This is a genomic window from Rugamonas sp. GW822-FHT03B10 (assembly GCF_058801745.1).
The window spans coordinates 134,790-148,024 of record NZ_JBXANP010000009.1 but is presented as its reverse complement, the minus strand read 5'-3'; the positions used below and the strand labels follow the sequence as shown (position 1 = coordinate 148,024).

General features: G+C 66.0%; 14 protein-coding genes. 7 read left to right on the top strand and 7 right to left on the bottom strand.

The annotated features are described in order from the left end of the window. Window positions 1-44: 44 nt before the first annotated feature. Together pqqA and pqqD are read left to right on the top strand one after the other, a co-directional pair. On the top strand, window positions 45-119 hold the full coding sequence (gene pqqA, locus AC1RQG_RS16455; protein WP_182155479.1) for a pyrroloquinoline quinone precursor peptide PqqA: 75 nt from the start codon (window positions 45-47) through the stop codon (window positions 117-119). A 58-nt stretch (window positions 120-177) separates the two neighbouring features. After that, entirely contained in the window at window positions 178-453 is a 276-nt protein-coding gene (pqqD, locus tag AC1RQG_RS16450) for a pyrroloquinoline quinone biosynthesis peptide chaperone PqqD (protein ID WP_493133085.1), read from the top strand. Window positions 454-492: 39 nt separating this feature from the next. On the opposite strand, the gene AC1RQG_RS16445 is transcribed toward pqqD, so the two are convergent. The 3 genes from AC1RQG_RS16445 to AC1RQG_RS16435 form a co-directional block, all read right to left on the bottom strand. Next, on the bottom strand, window positions 493-1,140 hold the full coding sequence (locus AC1RQG_RS16445) for a response regulator (RefSeq protein ID WP_493133084.1): 648 nt from the start codon (window positions 1,138-1,140) through the stop codon (window positions 493-495). Window positions 1,141-1,162: 22 nt separating this feature from the next. Continuing rightward, window positions 1,163-2,578 (bottom strand): ATP-binding protein, encoded by a 1,416-nt coding sequence (locus AC1RQG_RS16440; RefSeq protein ID WP_493133083.1) that lies wholly within the window; start codon window positions 2,576-2,578, stop codon window positions 1,163-1,165. A gap of 180 nt (window positions 2,579-2,758) precedes the next feature. Beyond that, a complete protein-coding gene (locus AC1RQG_RS16435; protein ID WP_493133082.1) occupies window positions 2,759-4,027 on the bottom strand; it encodes a DUF2863 family protein in 1,269 nt (422 codons plus the stop codon). Between the two features lie 208 nt (window positions 4,028-4,235). Here AC1RQG_RS16435 and AC1RQG_RS16430 point away from each other — a divergent pair, with 208 nt between their 5' ends. Beyond that, the gene (locus tag AC1RQG_RS16430) at window positions 4,236-4,907 is read left to right on the top strand and encodes an RNA polymerase sigma factor (RefSeq protein ID WP_493133081.1); all 672 of its coding nucleotides are present in this window, start codon (window positions 4,236-4,238) and stop codon (window positions 4,905-4,907) included. 49 nt (window positions 4,908-4,956) lie between these two features. After that, a complete protein-coding gene (locus tag AC1RQG_RS16425; protein ID WP_493133080.1) occupies window positions 4,957-5,538 on the top strand; it encodes a ferritin-like domain-containing protein in 582 nt (193 codons plus the stop codon). Window positions 5,539-5,639: 101 nt separating this feature from the next. Here AC1RQG_RS16425 and acnA read toward each other — a convergent pair whose 3' ends face one another. The 4 genes from acnA to AC1RQG_RS16405 all read right to left on the bottom strand — a co-directional run bounded on the left by acnA (window position 5,640) and on the right by AC1RQG_RS16405 (window position 11,040). Continuing rightward, the gene (gene acnA / locus AC1RQG_RS16420) at window positions 5,640-8,351 is read right to left on the bottom strand and encodes an aconitate hydratase AcnA (protein ID WP_493133079.1); all 2,712 of its coding nucleotides are present in this window, start codon (window positions 8,349-8,351) and stop codon (window positions 5,640-5,642) included. Window positions 8,352-8,446: 95 nt separating this feature from the next. Further along, window positions 8,447-8,926, bottom strand: a complete 480-nt coding sequence (locus AC1RQG_RS16415; RefSeq protein ID WP_493133078.1) for a hypothetical protein — start codon at window positions 8,924-8,926, stop codon at window positions 8,447-8,449. A 2-nt stretch (window positions 8,927-8,928) separates the two neighbouring features. Beyond that, window positions 8,929-9,930 carry an HpcH/HpaI aldolase/citrate lyase family protein gene (locus AC1RQG_RS16410; protein ID WP_493133077.1) on the bottom strand — a complete coding sequence of 334 codons (1,002 nt, stop codon included), beginning with the start codon at window positions 9,928-9,930 and terminating at the stop codon, window positions 8,929-8,931. Window positions 9,931-10,050: 120 nt separating this feature from the next. After that, window positions 10,051-11,040 (bottom strand): malate dehydrogenase, encoded by a 990-nt coding sequence (locus AC1RQG_RS16405; protein WP_493133076.1) that lies wholly within the window; start codon window positions 11,038-11,040, stop codon window positions 10,051-10,053. A gap of 350 nt (window positions 11,041-11,390) precedes the next feature. Here AC1RQG_RS16405 and AC1RQG_RS16400 point away from each other — a divergent pair, with 350 nt between their 5' ends. The 3 genes from AC1RQG_RS16400 to sdhD all read left to right on the top strand — a co-directional run bounded on the left by AC1RQG_RS16400 (window position 11,391) and on the right by sdhD (window position 13,234). After that, on the top strand, window positions 11,391-12,200 hold the full coding sequence (locus AC1RQG_RS16400; RefSeq protein ID WP_493133075.1) for a GntR family transcriptional regulator: 810 nt from the start codon (window positions 11,391-11,393) through the stop codon (window positions 12,198-12,200). A gap of 246 nt (window positions 12,201-12,446) precedes the next feature. Further along, the gene (gene sdhC, locus AC1RQG_RS16395; RefSeq protein ID WP_493133074.1) at window positions 12,447-12,869 is read left to right on the top strand and encodes a succinate dehydrogenase, cytochrome b556 subunit; all 423 of its coding nucleotides are present in this window, start codon (window positions 12,447-12,449) and stop codon (window positions 12,867-12,869) included. Then, window positions 12,869-13,234, top strand: a complete 366-nt coding sequence (gene sdhD, locus AC1RQG_RS16390; RefSeq protein WP_493133073.1) for a succinate dehydrogenase, hydrophobic membrane anchor protein — start codon at window positions 12,869-12,871, stop codon at window positions 13,232-13,234. The genes sdhC and sdhD overlap by 1 nt, the downstream gene beginning before the upstream one ends. Window position 13,235 lies beyond the last annotated feature (1 nt).

Genomic DNA, 13,235 nt, shown 5'->3' with positions numbered 1-13,235 from the left:
CGCAGGTACAGCACTCCGCTGACCATCCATCGAGGAGATACACAATGAACTGGGAAACCCCCGCCTACTGCGAAATCCGTCTTGGCTTTGAAGTGACGGCTTACGTCTACACGCGCTAAGCGCCACCGGAAGCGGCCCCGCGCCGCTTCCTTTCTCCCTTCCTTTTTCGAGCGCATCATGCCACTGCCCACCCACGCCATTCCCCGCCTCGCGCCGCATTACGTGTTCCGTTGGGAGGAAAGCCAGGCCGCCTGGCTGCTGCTGTATCCCGAAGGTCTGGTCAAGCTCAATGGCTCGGCCAGCGAGATCATGCGCCGCTGCGACGGCCAGCGCGACGTGGCGGCCATCGTGGCCGACTTGATGCAGGCATTTCCCGGCCCGTCCGGCGAGGTGGAGCAGGGCACGCTGGCCTTCCTGGACGTGGCCTGCGACAAGGGCTGGCTGCGCACCTGACGCCGGCCCGCACCACGCCAGCCGCCACCGCGCCAGCCGTCACACCGTCAGCAGGCCGCTGCGCAGCGCGACCATCGTCATTTCGGACGCGTTGCTGATGTTGAGTTTTTGCTTGATGTGGTAGAGGTGGGTGCCCACGGTGCTGGGGCTCAGGTGGAAATCCTGCGCCACCGCGTTCACCGAGCGGCCTTGCGCCAGCTGCAGGAACACCAGCATCTCCTTCTCCGTCAAGGCGCCGGCCGGGTCGGCGTCGCCGCTCAGGTTGGCCAGCGCCACGGCCTGCGCCAGCTCCGGGTCGAGGTAGCGCCGTCCCTGCGCGACCTGCCGCACGGCCCGTACCAGCTCGTCCGGTTGGCAGCGTTTGCTCAGGTAGCCGAGCGCGCCGGCCTTGAGCGCGCGCATCGGCACGATGCTCTCGTGGTAGGCCGACAGCATCAGCACCCGCGCGCCGGGCGCGCGTGCCAGCAGGCGCGCCAGCGCCGCCAGGCCGCCCATGCCGGGCATGGAAATATCCATCACCAGCACGTCCGGCGGCGCCTGCTCGTACAGGGCGAGCGCGCTCTCGCCGCTGTCGGCCTCCCGCACCAGGGCCGCGCCGGCGCCTTCGAGCAGCAGGCGGAATCCCATGCGCACGATGGCATGGTCGTCGGCCAGCAGGACCGTCACGTTGTTCAATGTCGTATTCATCGGTGCTTCCTCATTTTCCGATTCAGATTGCCTGGTCGATCTTGATGCCGTAGGCCGGCAACCGCGCGTGCAGGCGCACGCCGTGGCCCGCACGGCTGGTGATGGTGAGCTCGCCCTTGAGCGCCAGCACCCGTTCGCGCATGCCGCGCAGGCCAAAACCGTGGGGCTGGCCGGCGCCGGGCGGCAGGCCACGTCCGTCGTCGGCCAGCGTCAACTCCAGCCAGTCGCCGTCGGGCTGGCGGCGCAGCCGCAGCGTCAGCCGCACCTGCGCCGCGTCCGCGTGGCGCGCCACGTTGGTCAGCCCCTCCTGCACGATGCGCAGCACCGCCACGGCCAGCGCGTCGTCCACCCGCAGGCCGTCGTCGCACAGTTCGACTTGCAGTTCCACCTGCGGGTAGTGCTGGCGCCATTGCACCAGGTGGCGTTGCACGGCCTGACCGAGGCTGGCCGCGTCGTCGCCCGGTGGGCGCAGCCGCTGCAGGATGTGGTGGATGCCTTGCTGGATGTCGTTGGTGACGGCGACGATGCTCTGCGCATGACCGTGCAGCGCGGCCTGGTCGCCGGTGCGCTGGACGATGGCGCCGGCCAGCGCGCGGACCGCCGTGATGCCCTGCGCCAGTTCGTCGTGCAGCTCCTGGGCGATGCTGCGCCGTTCGCGCGCGAGGCGGGTGTGCATCTGCTGCGCCAGTTCGCGTTCGCCGTGCAGGCGCACGTTGTCGTTGACGGCCTCGTTGAGGCGGTCGGCCATGCCGTTGTAGGCGTGCGCCAGCAGGTTCAGTTCTCGCGCGCTGTAGACCGGCAGGCGCAGGTCGAATTGTCCCTGCCCCGTGCGTTCGAGCGCGTGCCGGATCTGTTCGAGCGGCGCGAAGGTGCGGTCCAGCAGGCGGCCGGTGGCCAGGAACAGCAGCGGCAGCAGGGCGCCGGCCCATAGCGCCATCGTCAGCGCGCTGTCCCATGCGTCCACGCTGGCGCGCGACGGGTCGGGGGTCAGCACCAGCGTCAGCGTGCCGGCGCTGATGTGGCGCGGCGGCACGTGCGGGTCCAGCAGGCGCGCGAACCAGGCCGGCGCGTCGCGTCCGGCCTTGTAGTGCGACGCCGGCGACACGTACAGCGAATGGCCGCTGGCGTCGAGCGCGTTGAGCGCGTTGGCCCGGATGCGGCCGGCCGCCTGCAGCCGTTCCAGCAAACGGGCTTCGGCCGCCGCGTCGGGCCGGTCGCGCAGTTCGCCCGACAGCACGGTCAGCCATTGCTCGCACACGCGGGTGCCGGCCGTGATCTCCTCGTCGATGCTGGTGCGCGTCGCCTGCAGCCAGACCGCGCCCAGCGCCAGCGTCAGGCAGGCCGTCACCGCCGTCAACAGCAGGCTGATGCGGGTACGCAGGCTGAGGCGCCGGAAGCGCGCCGGCAACTGTCCCGCCATCGCTCTTGATGTGGCCATTCCATTCTCCTTGGATGGCATGCATGCAAGAAACATACCGTTCGCGCCAAGGGCAGACGGGGCGGCAGGTGTGCCGATACGGACCATGACTTGTTCAGTTCCGGCACGGCGTGGCGCCGTGGCGGGCAATAAAAAACCCCCGCACGTTGGCGGGGGTTGTGGTGGACGCCGGGCGCTGGATCAGTGGAAGTGCTCGGTGCCCGTGGGCGCGTCTTCCGGCATTTCCGCGTGGGCCAGTTCGCCCGTGGGATCAGCGAACAGCGGCGCGCCGCAGTCGTCGCAGAACTCCATCACGTAGCGCTCGTTGTGCTTCTTCACCACCGTCACGCCGGCCTCGTTCAGGCAGCGCACGATCTCGTCCACCGGCGTCACCGGCTTGGCCAGCGGGCCGTCGGCGCCGGCCTGTCCCGGGCCTTCGGGCGGCGTGCCTTCCTCGTCCTCCTGGCCGTACAGCGGCCATACGACGCCGTAGACCACGTCCGTGCTCTGGCGCTGGGTGAAGGCGATGCGGTACTCGTCGATCTGGCCGTCGGCCGATTCCTCGCCGAAGCCGGCGATCACGGCGCGCAGCTCGGACGGTTCCACCGCCAGCGTGTGCGTCAGGTAGTGGACGGCGGCGCGGATCGACACCGGGCGGATCAGCTTGTCCGCTTCGCGGCAGGCCATGTAGTAGGCCTCCGGCAGCAGCAGTTCGATGCCGCAGCCCGGCAGCAGGCGCGCCACGGTCGGCATGGCCTGGGTGCGCCATTGTTCCAGCGCGGTCGCGCGCTCGGCGCTGAAGTTGGCCTGGTGGGCCGGCATCTGCCAGCGGAACAGCGGCGCGCCCGTGGGGGCGACCACGGCCACCAGCAGGTAGCGCGTGTCGGCCAGGAACGGCGCCGTCTCGGGGATCTTGGTCTCGGCCTTCAGCGTGGAACCCTTGAGCGCGGCCTGGCCCAGCTTGAGCGTCTTGCCGTAGGTTTCCACGTGGGTGCGCGGCAGCTGGTCGATCGAGTACAGCGTGGGCGACATGGCCATCTGCGCGCCGTCGGCCAGCAGGTGGGCCGAGAAGTGGGTCGACAGCGTGGCCAGGATGTCGGCCGGGATGGGGCCGGATGCGATGACGAAGCGGGTCCAGGCCAGGATGGGCGCGGCCACCAGCAGCACGTCGTACTGGTGCGGCACGCCTTCCACGTCCTGCGTGATGGCGGCGGACTCGCTGACCGCCTCCACGCCATCCATCAGCACGTCGTAGGCGTTCAGGTCTTGCTTGAACAGGTTGCCCAGCGTGGTGTCGATGGTGTCCTGGTGGCCGGTCTTGAGGAGTTTCTGGAGCTGCGCATCGAGGCTGTGTTCCCAGGCCCGCTCTTCGATACGACTGGCCGCCTGCCCCACGGCTTGGGCATAGGCGACGAGGCGTTGGCTCTCGGCAGACAATTTATGGGATGAATCTTTTGATGGACGACGCATAGCGCTATAAAGCTCTCGATAAAGTGAAAAAAGCGGATTGGATATCAGTCAGGCAGATGATAACCCTTATCCCCCGTATTGTAGTGGATTCGCTGGATAATCAGGCAATCGTCCCCGGTCCGCGCGTTTTTTGCCGAACGCCGGGAACGCCACGCCGCCAGCGTGCATCTAATGCGGCATAACCACCCAGCTGACAGAGAGCCCCACCATGCAGCCAGACCTGAAACCGCCGATGCCCGACCTGCCCGACGCCGAACTGGCGCGGCGCGTGGCGGCCGGCGAGCGCGATGCCTTCACCATCCTGATGCGGCGCTACAACCGCAGCCTGTACCGCGCCGCCCGCAGCATCCTGCGCGACGACGCCGAGGCCGAGGATGCGTTGCAGGAGGCCTACCTGCTGGCCTACGGCGCCATCGGCCAGTACCGGGGCGACGCCAAACTGGGCACCTGGCTCACGCGCATCGTCGTCAACGAGGCGCTGGCGCGCGCGCGGCGCGGGCGCCGGCGCGCCGAGGTGATCCGGTTAGACGGCATGGCCGAACCAACGGAGGAACAGGATATGAGCGACGGCGCCCACGACACGCCCGAAAACGCCGCCATGCGGACCCAGATGCGCCAGTTGCTGGAGCAGTCGATCGACCAGTTGCCGGACGCCTTCCGCACCGTGTTCATGCTGCGCGCGGTGGAGGAGATGAGCGGCGACGAAGTGGCGGCCTGCCTCGATATTCCCGAGGCCACCGTGCGCAGCCGCTACTTCCGCGCGCGCAGCCTGTTGCGGGCCGCGCTGGCGCAGCAGGTCGATCTGGCGCTGGAGGACGCGTTCGGGTTCGACGGCGAGCGCTGCGACCGCATCGTCGCCGGCGTGCTGGCGCGCTTGTGACGGCCGCCGGCCGCGATTTCATGCAGCACCCTCACCAAGGAGAATCACCATGTCTTTTCTGACCAATCAAGATGGCGCCACCCGGCGCGAAGCCCAACCCCGGCGCCTGTTCCTGGGCCAGTCCGGCCTGTTGCTGTCGGGCGCCGCCGTGGCCCTGCTGGCCGGGCGCGACGCGCTGGCGGCCAAGGGCGCCGCCACCCCGTCCGACCTCCAGATCCTGAACACGGCGCTGGGCGCGGAGCTGGAGGCGGTGGCCGCCTACCAGCTGGGCGCCGACAGCGGGCTGCTGCTCAAGCCCACGCTGGACCTGGCCGTCACGTTCCAGGGCCACCACAAGGCCCACGCGGGCATCCTGTCGGCCACCATCGTCAAGCTGGGCGGCAAGCCGGTCGAGGCCAAGGCGAAGTACGACTTCCCGGTCGACACGCTGAAGACCCAGACCGACGTACTGCGCTTCGCGGCCGGGCTGGAGAAGGGCGCCGTGAGCGCCTACCTGGGCGCGGTGCCGCTGTTCCGCGACCGCGAGCTGGCCAAGGCCGCCGCCAGCATCCTCGGCGACGAGGCCATGCACTGGGCCGTGCTGCGCAACGCGCTGGGCGAGGAGCCGGTGCCGGCCGCCTTCATGGGCTAAATAAAAAACCGGGGTCAGGTCATCCCATCAGGCAACATGCCAACGCGCATGTTGCCTGATGGGATGACCTGACCCCGGTTTGTGGTCTGCGTTGGCGCTGTTTAGGCGACCAGCAGCTGGCGCAGCACGAATGGCAGGATGCCGCCGTGCTTGTAGTAGTCGACTTCGATCGGCGTGTCGATGCGCAGCAGCAGCTGCACGTCCCGGGTCGAGCCGTCGGCGCGGTGGATCACCAGCGTGGCCTGCTGTTGCGGCTTGATCTCGCCTTCCAGACCCTTCAGGTCGAACGTTTCCTTGCCGGTGATGCCCAGCGATTCCACGCTGTCGTTGCCGAGGAACTGCAGCGGCAGCACGCCCATGCCGACCAGGTTGGAGCGGTGGATGCGCTCGAACGAGCGGGCGATCACGGCCTTCACGCCCAGCAGCTGGGTGCCCTTGGCGGCCCAGTCGCGCGACGAGCCGGTGCCGTACTCCTCGCCGCCGAACACCATGGTCGGGGTGCCCTCGGCCACGTACTGCATGGCCGCGTCGTAGATCGACATCTGTTCGCCCGACGGCTGGTGGATCGTGATGCCGCCTTCCACGGCCGAACCGTCGGCCTTCGGCGGGATCATCTTGTTCTTGATGCGCACGTTGGCGAAGGTGCCGCGCATCATGATCTCGTGGTTGCCGCGGCGCGAGCCGTAGGAGTTGAAGTCGGCCTTCATCACGCCGTTGGCCAGCAGCCATTTACCGGCCGGGCCGTCTTCCTTGATCGAGCCGGCCGGCGAGATGTGGTCGGTGGTGATCGAGTCGCCGAACACGCCCAGCGCGCGCGCGCCGGTGATGCCGGTGGCGGCCGCCTTCGGCGTCATCTCGAAGCCTTCGAAGAACGGCGGCTCGGCGATGTAGGTCGAGGCCGGCCAGTTGTAGACCTGGCCCTCGGTGGAGGACACGTTCTCCCACAGCTTGCCCGGATTGCCCTTGACGTCGGCGTAGTTGGCCTTGAACACTTTCGAGTTCATGGCGAACTTCATCAGTTTGCCGATCTCGGCCGAGGTCGGCCAGATGTCGCCCAGGTAGACGTCCTTGCCGTCCTTGCCCTTGCCCACGGGTTCGGTCATCAGGTCCACCGTCATGTTGCCGGCGATGGCGTAGGCCACCACCAGCGGCGGCGAGGCCAGGAAGTTGGAGCGGATGTTCGGGTGGATGCGCGCCTCGAAGTTGCGGTTGCCCGACAGCACGGCCGAGGCCACGATGTCGTTGGCGGTGATGGTGGCGTTCAGTTCCGGCGTCAGGTCGCCGGCGTTGCCGATGCAGGTGGTGCAGCCGTAGGCCGTCACGCCGAAGCCCAGTTGCTCCAGGTAGGGCAGCAGGCCGGCGGCCGTCAGGTATTCGGTCACCACGCGCGAGCCGGGGGCCAGCGAGGTCTTGATGTGCGGCGCCACCGTCAGGCCCGCTTCGACGGCCTTCTTGGCCAGCAGGCCGGCGCCCAGTAGCACGCTCGGGTTCGAGGTGTTGGTGCACGAGGTGATGGCGGCGATCAGCACGTCGCCGTTCTTCACGTTCACGCCGTTGCTGGTGGTGTAGGTCTGGCCCAGGTCGGCGGCCTTCTTGTTGAAGCCGTTCTCGGTGGTGGGCTTGGAGAACAGCTCGGTGAAGTTGTTCTTGACGTTGCCGATCTCGATGCGGTCCTGCGGACGCTTGGGGCCGGCCAGCGAGGGCGTCACGCTGCCCAGGTTCAGTTCCACCACGCGCGTGTAGTCGATCTCGCCGGCTTTGGGCACGCCGTACAGGCCCTGGGCCTTGAAGTAGTTGGCGAACGCGTCGATCTCGGCCTTGGTGCGGCCGGTGCCCTCGAAGTAGGCGATGGTGGCGTCGTCCACCGGGAAGAAGCCCATGGTGGCGCCGTATTCGGGCGCCATGTTGGCGATGGTGGCGCGGTCGGTCAGCGACAGCGTCTCGGTGCCTTCGCCGAAGAATTCGACGAACTTGCCGACCACTTTTTCCTTGCGCAGCAGTTCGGTGATGGTCAGCACCAGGTCGGTGGCGGTGCAGCCCTCGCGCAGCGCGCCGGTCAGGTTGACGCCGATCACGTCCGGGGTCAGGAAGTAGACGGGCTGGCCCAGCATGCCGGCCTCGGCCTCGATGCCGCCCACGCCCCAGCCGACCACGCCGATGCCGTTGATCATGGTGGTGTGCGAGTCGGTGCCCACCAGGGTGTCCGGGTAGTACACGCCGTCGTCGGTCTTGTGCACGCCGCGCGCCAGGTATTCGAGGTTGACCTGGTGCACGATGCCGAAGCCGGGCGGCACCACGCCGAAGGTGTCGAACGCCTGCATGCCCCATTTCATGAACTGGTAGCGCTCGTTGTTGCGCGAGAACTCCAGCTTCATGTTCAGGTCCAGCGCGCCTTTTTCGCGGAAGTGGTCGATGGTGACCGAGTGGTCGACCACCAGGTCGACCGGCACCAGCGGTTCGATCTTCTTGGCGTTGATGCCCATCTTGCTGGCCACGTTGCGCATGGCGGCCAGGTCGGCCAGCAGCGGCACGCCAGTGAAGTCCTGCAGCACCACGCGGGCCACGACGAACGGGATCTCATCGGTGCGCTCGGCGGTGGCGCCCCAGTTGGCCAGCTGCTTGACGTGCTCTTCCGTCACCTTCTTGCCGTCGCAGTTGCGCAGCACCGATTCCAGCACCACGCGGATCGATACCGGCAGGCGGGAAATATTGGTGCCCAGGCTCTTTTCCAGGGCCGGCAGCGAATGGAACTTGCCTTTCTTGCCGGCCGAGATGGTGAAATCCTTCAGCGTGTTCAGAGTGTTGCGGGACATGACTTCTCCTTCGGGGGTTCGTCTATTATTGATCGCAGGAAATACGGTACGACGCGGCGCCGGAAGTGGCGCCGCCAGTGCTAGCACAGCTTCAATTACAGCTTGCCGTCGGCGGTGGGTGCGGCCAGGCCGACGGTCTTGCTCTGTTCAGCGTTGCGGCATTCGTTGGCCAGCTGGTGGCCGCCCTTGGAGTCCAGCAGCATGCTCTTGGCGGGGATGCCGATCCACACCAGGCCCAGCAGCTTGTTCTCGAAGCGCTGCGCGCCCGTGGTGGTGCCCACGCGGGTCAGGCGCATCAGGCGCTTTTTCCAGCGCAGCGCGATGTGGCTGTCGTCGGCGTCGTTCTTGTACAGCGTGATCTTGTTGCCCAGTTCGCAGTCGAAATCGACCACCGTGGCGCCGGTCACGGTCGGCTCGTCGGCGTCCTCGTCGCCGGTCTTGGCCGCGGCGGCGGTGGCGTCGGCCTTGTGGACCTTGTGTTTGGCCGGCTTTTTCACTTCCGCCTGGGCGCTGGTGGCCAGGGTCAGGGAAGCGAGCGCGAGGCTGCATGCCAGGAAAAGTTTAGAGATGGACATGGTTATGCCTCCTTGGTGGGGTCGCTGGGACCGTTGTTGATCATGGCGGCCACCGACTCGGGCAGCGTGAGCCCGGCCAGTCTGGCCCGTTGTAAAACGGTCCAATAATATCGGTAGCTGGCGCGGTCATGCAAGCGTCCATTCAACGAGATCGGGCCCCACTGCACCTGGGCCGCCTCGTGCAGGATGGCTGCGGCCTCGTGCACCTCCGACACGCGCGGCGTGAAGGCCTTGATCACGGGCTTGATCTGGGTCGGATGGATGCTCCACATGCGTGTGTAGCCGAATTCGGCCGCCGCGCGCTGGGCGTCGTTGGCCACCACGGCCGTGTCCTTGATTTCCGTCGTCACGTTGTGCGACGGCACCTTGCCGTGCGCGTGGCAGGCGGCCGCGATCTCCAGCTTGGCGCGCACCACCAGCGGGTGGACGAACTGGCCCGGCGTGCGCATGGCGTTGCCGGGCACGGCGCCGTAGTGGGCCGAGACGAAGTCCATGATGCCGAACGACAGGCATTCGACCTGGGGCAGGGCGGCGATCGCGTGCACCTCGTGCAGCGCGCCGTGGGTCTCGATCAGCACGTGGATCGGCAGGCCGCTGCGGCCGGCCGCTTTGGCGTGGCGGTTGACGAGGGCGATGGCGTCCTTGGTCTCGCGTGCGCTGTTGACTTTGGGCAAGACCAGATAGGCCAGCTTGGGCGCGGCGGCGCAGATGATGGCCACGTCCTGCGCGAAGTGCGGGCTGGCCACGTCGTGCACGCGGGCGCCGATGCGGTTGAATTTGTTGTCGTCGGAGGCCAGCAGCTCGGCCACCAGGCGCGCGTGCGCCTCCTCGTTGCCGGCGCTGGCGCCGTCCTCGCAATCGAGGGTGATGTCGAACACGGGGCCAAGTTCTTGTTGCAAAGCAATCGACTTGCGCATCAGCTTCTCGGAGCCGGCGTAGTGGTCGCACACGGGCAGCAACAGCGGCTGGCGATTGCCCTGGAATAAAACCTCGGATGGATGCATGCGGGTAGGGGGAGTGGAGGAAGTGGAAACAGGGGAGTCTAAATGCAAACCCGCCGCGTCGCTCGGGGCGGCGCGGCGGGTGCGGCGGATCGGTTGTTCAACCGGGTCCACGGGAGGGCATTACGGCAGCAGGTGCTTGACGCCTTCGCGCTCTTCGGTCAGTTCCTTCAGGGTCAGGTTGATGCGCTCTTGCGAGAAGGCATCGATTTCCAGGCCTTGAACGATCTTGTATTCGCCGTTTTCGGTGGTGACAGGGAAGCCGAACACGGTGCCTTCAGGGATGCCGTACGAGCCATCCGAAGGAACGCCCATGGTGGTCCACTTGCCGGCCGTGCCCAGCACCCAGTCGTGGATGTGGTCGATGGCGGCGTTGGCGGCCGAGGCGGCCGACGACAGGCCGCGCGCTTCGATGATGGCGGCGCCGCGCTTGCCGACGGTCGGCAGGAAGGTGTTGGCGTTCCATTCCTGGTCGTTGATCAGTTCCTTGACCGATTTGCCGTTCACGGTGGCGAAACGGTAGTCGGCGTACATGGTCGGCGAGTGGTTGCCCCACACGCACAGCTTCTCGATGTCCTTGACGGCGGTGCCGGTCTTGGCGGCCACTTGCGACAGGGCGCGGTTGTGGTCCAGGCGCAGCATGGCGGTGAAGTTCTTCGCTGGCAGCGAAGGGGCCGATTTCATGGCGATGAAGGCGTTGGTGTTGGCAGGGTTGCCCACCACCAGCACTTTCACGTTGCGCGAGGCGACGGCGTCCAGCGCCTTGCCCTGCACCGTGAAGATCTGGGCGTTCGCTTCCAGCAGGTCCTTGCGTTCCATGCCTGGGCCGCGCGGACGGGCGCCAACCAGCACGGCCACGTCGACATCCTTGAAGGCGGTCATCGGATCGGAGTGGGCGGTCATCTCGGTCAGCAGCGGGAACGCGCAGTCGTCGATTTCCATCATGACGCCTTTCAGCGCTTTCTGGGCTTTCTCGTCATTGATTTCCAGCAGTTGCAGGATCACTGGTTGATCCTTGCCGAGCATGTCGCCGTTGGCGATGCGGAACAGCAGGGCGTAGCCGATCTGGCCGGCGGCGCCGGTCACTGCAACACGCATTGGGGTTTTAGCCATGATGAATCTCCAAGTTGGGAATGAAAACGTTCTGTCTAAGCTGACGACCAGCTCGCGCCGGCGGGGAAAACAGTAATGATACCAAAACCAGCGCCCTGCACGGGCCGCCTGGCCCATGTTTCGGCGGTGGCCGGCGACGTGCTGCTGTCCCCGGCGGCGTTCGGGCGTTGCCTTTCGGGATGCCTGGGGCGGGTCGATGGGGGCGTCGCCACAGGTCCTGAAAACGCTAGCCTGGCGAGTGTAGGCGCGTGCTTGGCATCTGTCAATCCTATCTTATGTCTTATATAAGACACATAACTAGACAGGTTTTTGCTGGACGGGAAGGGGCTTTTGTGGTGAAATCGTGGTCTATGAATCCCGCCCCGCCCAACCAAAACCAGAACAACACAGCCGTCAGCGGGACGGCCGGTCCGGCCGCGAGCCCGGCGCCGGCAGCGGGCAGCTCGCCCACTTTTTCGCCACTGTACCAGCAAATCAAGGCCCTGATCACGCAAAGCCTGCAGTCGGGCGAGTGGAAGCCGGGCGAACTGATCCCCAGCGAGGTCGAGCTGGCCAACCGCTTCAAGGTCAGCCAGGGCACGGTGCGCAAGGCCATCGACGAGCTGGCCGCCGAGAACCTCGTCATGCGGCGCCAGGGCAAGGGCACGTTCGTGTCCACCCACCACGAGGCGCGCGCCCATTTCCGCTTCCTGCGCCTGATGCCCGACGAGGGCGTGCCGCACTATCCCGAAAGCAAGATCATCGAAGTCAAGCGCATCCGCGCCCCGGCCGACGTGGCCCGGCTGCTGGACATGAAGACGGGCGACGCCTTGATCTTCATCAAGCGCGTGCAAGCTTTCGACGGCGTGCCCACCATCGTCGAGGAATTGTGGCTGCCGGGGCAGACCTTCAAGGGACTGACGGCCGAGCGCTTGATGGAATACAAGGGGCCGATGTACGGCCTGTTCGAATCGGAGTTCGGCACGCGCATGATCCGCGCGGCCGAGAAGATCCGCGCCGTGTGCGCCGACGGCGCCGCCGCCGAGCTGCTCGGCATCGCCGAGGGCACGCCGCTGCTGTGCGCCGAGCGCGTGTCGTTCACCTACGGCGACAAACCGGTGGAGCTGCGGCGCGGCCTGTACCTGACGGCGCACCACCACTACCAGAATGAGCTGAACTGAGTGGATTGAACTGAGCGCAGAGAGTTTGGAGACAGGGGCGCCGTTCGCGGCGCCTGACCAGCCCGCCGCACCGGCAACCTTGGTGTTGATGGACTGATAATACGATGAGCTACAAAATGTAGCCGCCTGACAGTGTTGTAAAACACTATTTTTGTTATATGTAGGAATAGATATTGGTGGTAGCTGCGAAATAAGCGAAAATCGCAGTCTCGCAACATTTTGTCTAAGATCAAAGGGAGGTTTGTTATGTCAGAAGCCGTCAGGGAAGCGCCTAAAAAGGAACGGCCCGAATTCCGCAATATCCACGTTACGGAATTGTCCAACTACCGTATGCCTTTGGCCAGCATCGTCTCCATCCTGCACCGCATCAGCGGCTTCATGATGTTCGCCCTGCTGCCATTCGTGCTCTACCTGCTGCAGCAAAGCCTGCTGTCGGAAATGACGTTCGCTTATCTGCAGGGCATCGCCTCGCAACCGATCGTCAAGCTGATCATCCTGGCCCTGGTCTGGGGCTATATGCACCACTTCTGCGCCGGCGTGCGCCACCTGTTCATGGACCTGCACTTCGGCCTGGACAAACTGTCGGCCCGCCAGTCGGCCGCTGTCGTGCTGGCAATCAGCCTGTCCCTGACCGCCCTGGTCGCCCTCAAATTGTTTGGAGTCTTCTGATGGCACAAAATAACGTCGGACCTAAGCGCCTCGTCGTGGGCGCCCACTACGGCCTGAAGGACTGGCTGGCGCAACGCATGACCGGCATCCTGATGGTGATCTACACCGTCACCCTGCTGGTGTCGTTCCTGACCGGCAGCAACTTCAGCTATGAAGGCTGGGCCGGCCTGTTCGCCCAGCAATGGTTCAAGCTGTTCAGCGCCGTGACCCTGTTCGGCCTGTTCTACCACGCCTGGGTTGGCGTGCGTGACATCTGGATGGACTACGTCAAGCCCGTCGGCCTGCGCCTGACCCTGCAAATCGCCACCATCGTGTGGCTGCTCGCTTGCGCATTCTACGCTGTGCAAATTCTTTGGAGTGTTTAAT

Coding starts and splice junctions, on each gene's coding strand:
- AC1RQG_RS16425 (WP_493133080.1), top strand. CDS start 4,957: ATGTCTTTTCTGACCAATCAAGATGGCGCCACCCGGCGCGAAGCCCAA.
- AC1RQG_RS16430 (WP_493133081.1), top strand. CDS start 4,236: ATGCAGCCAGACCTGAAACCGCCGATGCCCGACCTGCCCGACGCCGAA.
- sdhD (WP_493133073.1), top strand. CDS start 12,869: ATGGCACAAAATAACGTCGGACCTAAGCGCCTCGTCGTGGGCGCCCAC.
- AC1RQG_RS16445 (WP_493133084.1), bottom strand. CDS start 1,140: ATGAATACGACATTGAACAACGTGACGGTCCTGCTGGCCGACGACCAT.
- acnA (WP_493133079.1), bottom strand. CDS start 8,351: ATGTCCCGCAACACTCTGAACACGCTGAAGGATTTCACCATCTCGGCC.
- AC1RQG_RS16410 (WP_493133077.1), bottom strand. CDS start 9,930: ATGCATCCATCCGAGGTTTTATTCCAGGGCAATCGCCAGCCGCTGTTG.
- AC1RQG_RS16405 (WP_493133076.1), bottom strand. CDS start 11,040: ATGGCTAAAACCCCAATGCGTGTTGCAGTGACCGGCGCCGCCGGCCAG.
- AC1RQG_RS16415 (WP_493133078.1), bottom strand. CDS start 8,926: ATGTCCATCTCTAAACTTTTCCTGGCATGCAGCCTCGCGCTCGCTTCC.
- pqqD (WP_493133085.1), top strand. CDS start 178: ATGCCACTGCCCACCCACGCCATTCCCCGCCTCGCGCCGCATTACGTG.
- sdhC (WP_493133074.1), top strand. CDS start 12,447: ATGTCAGAAGCCGTCAGGGAAGCGCCTAAAAAGGAACGGCCCGAATTC.
- AC1RQG_RS16435 (WP_493133082.1), bottom strand. CDS start 4,027: ATGCGTCGTCCATCAAAAGATTCATCCCATAAATTGTCTGCCGAGAGC.
- AC1RQG_RS16440 (WP_493133083.1), bottom strand. CDS start 2,578: ATGGCCACATCAAGAGCGATGGCGGGACAGTTGCCGGCGCGCTTCCGG.
- AC1RQG_RS16400 (WP_493133075.1), top strand. CDS start 11,391: ATGAATCCCGCCCCGCCCAACCAAAACCAGAACAACACAGCCGTCAGC.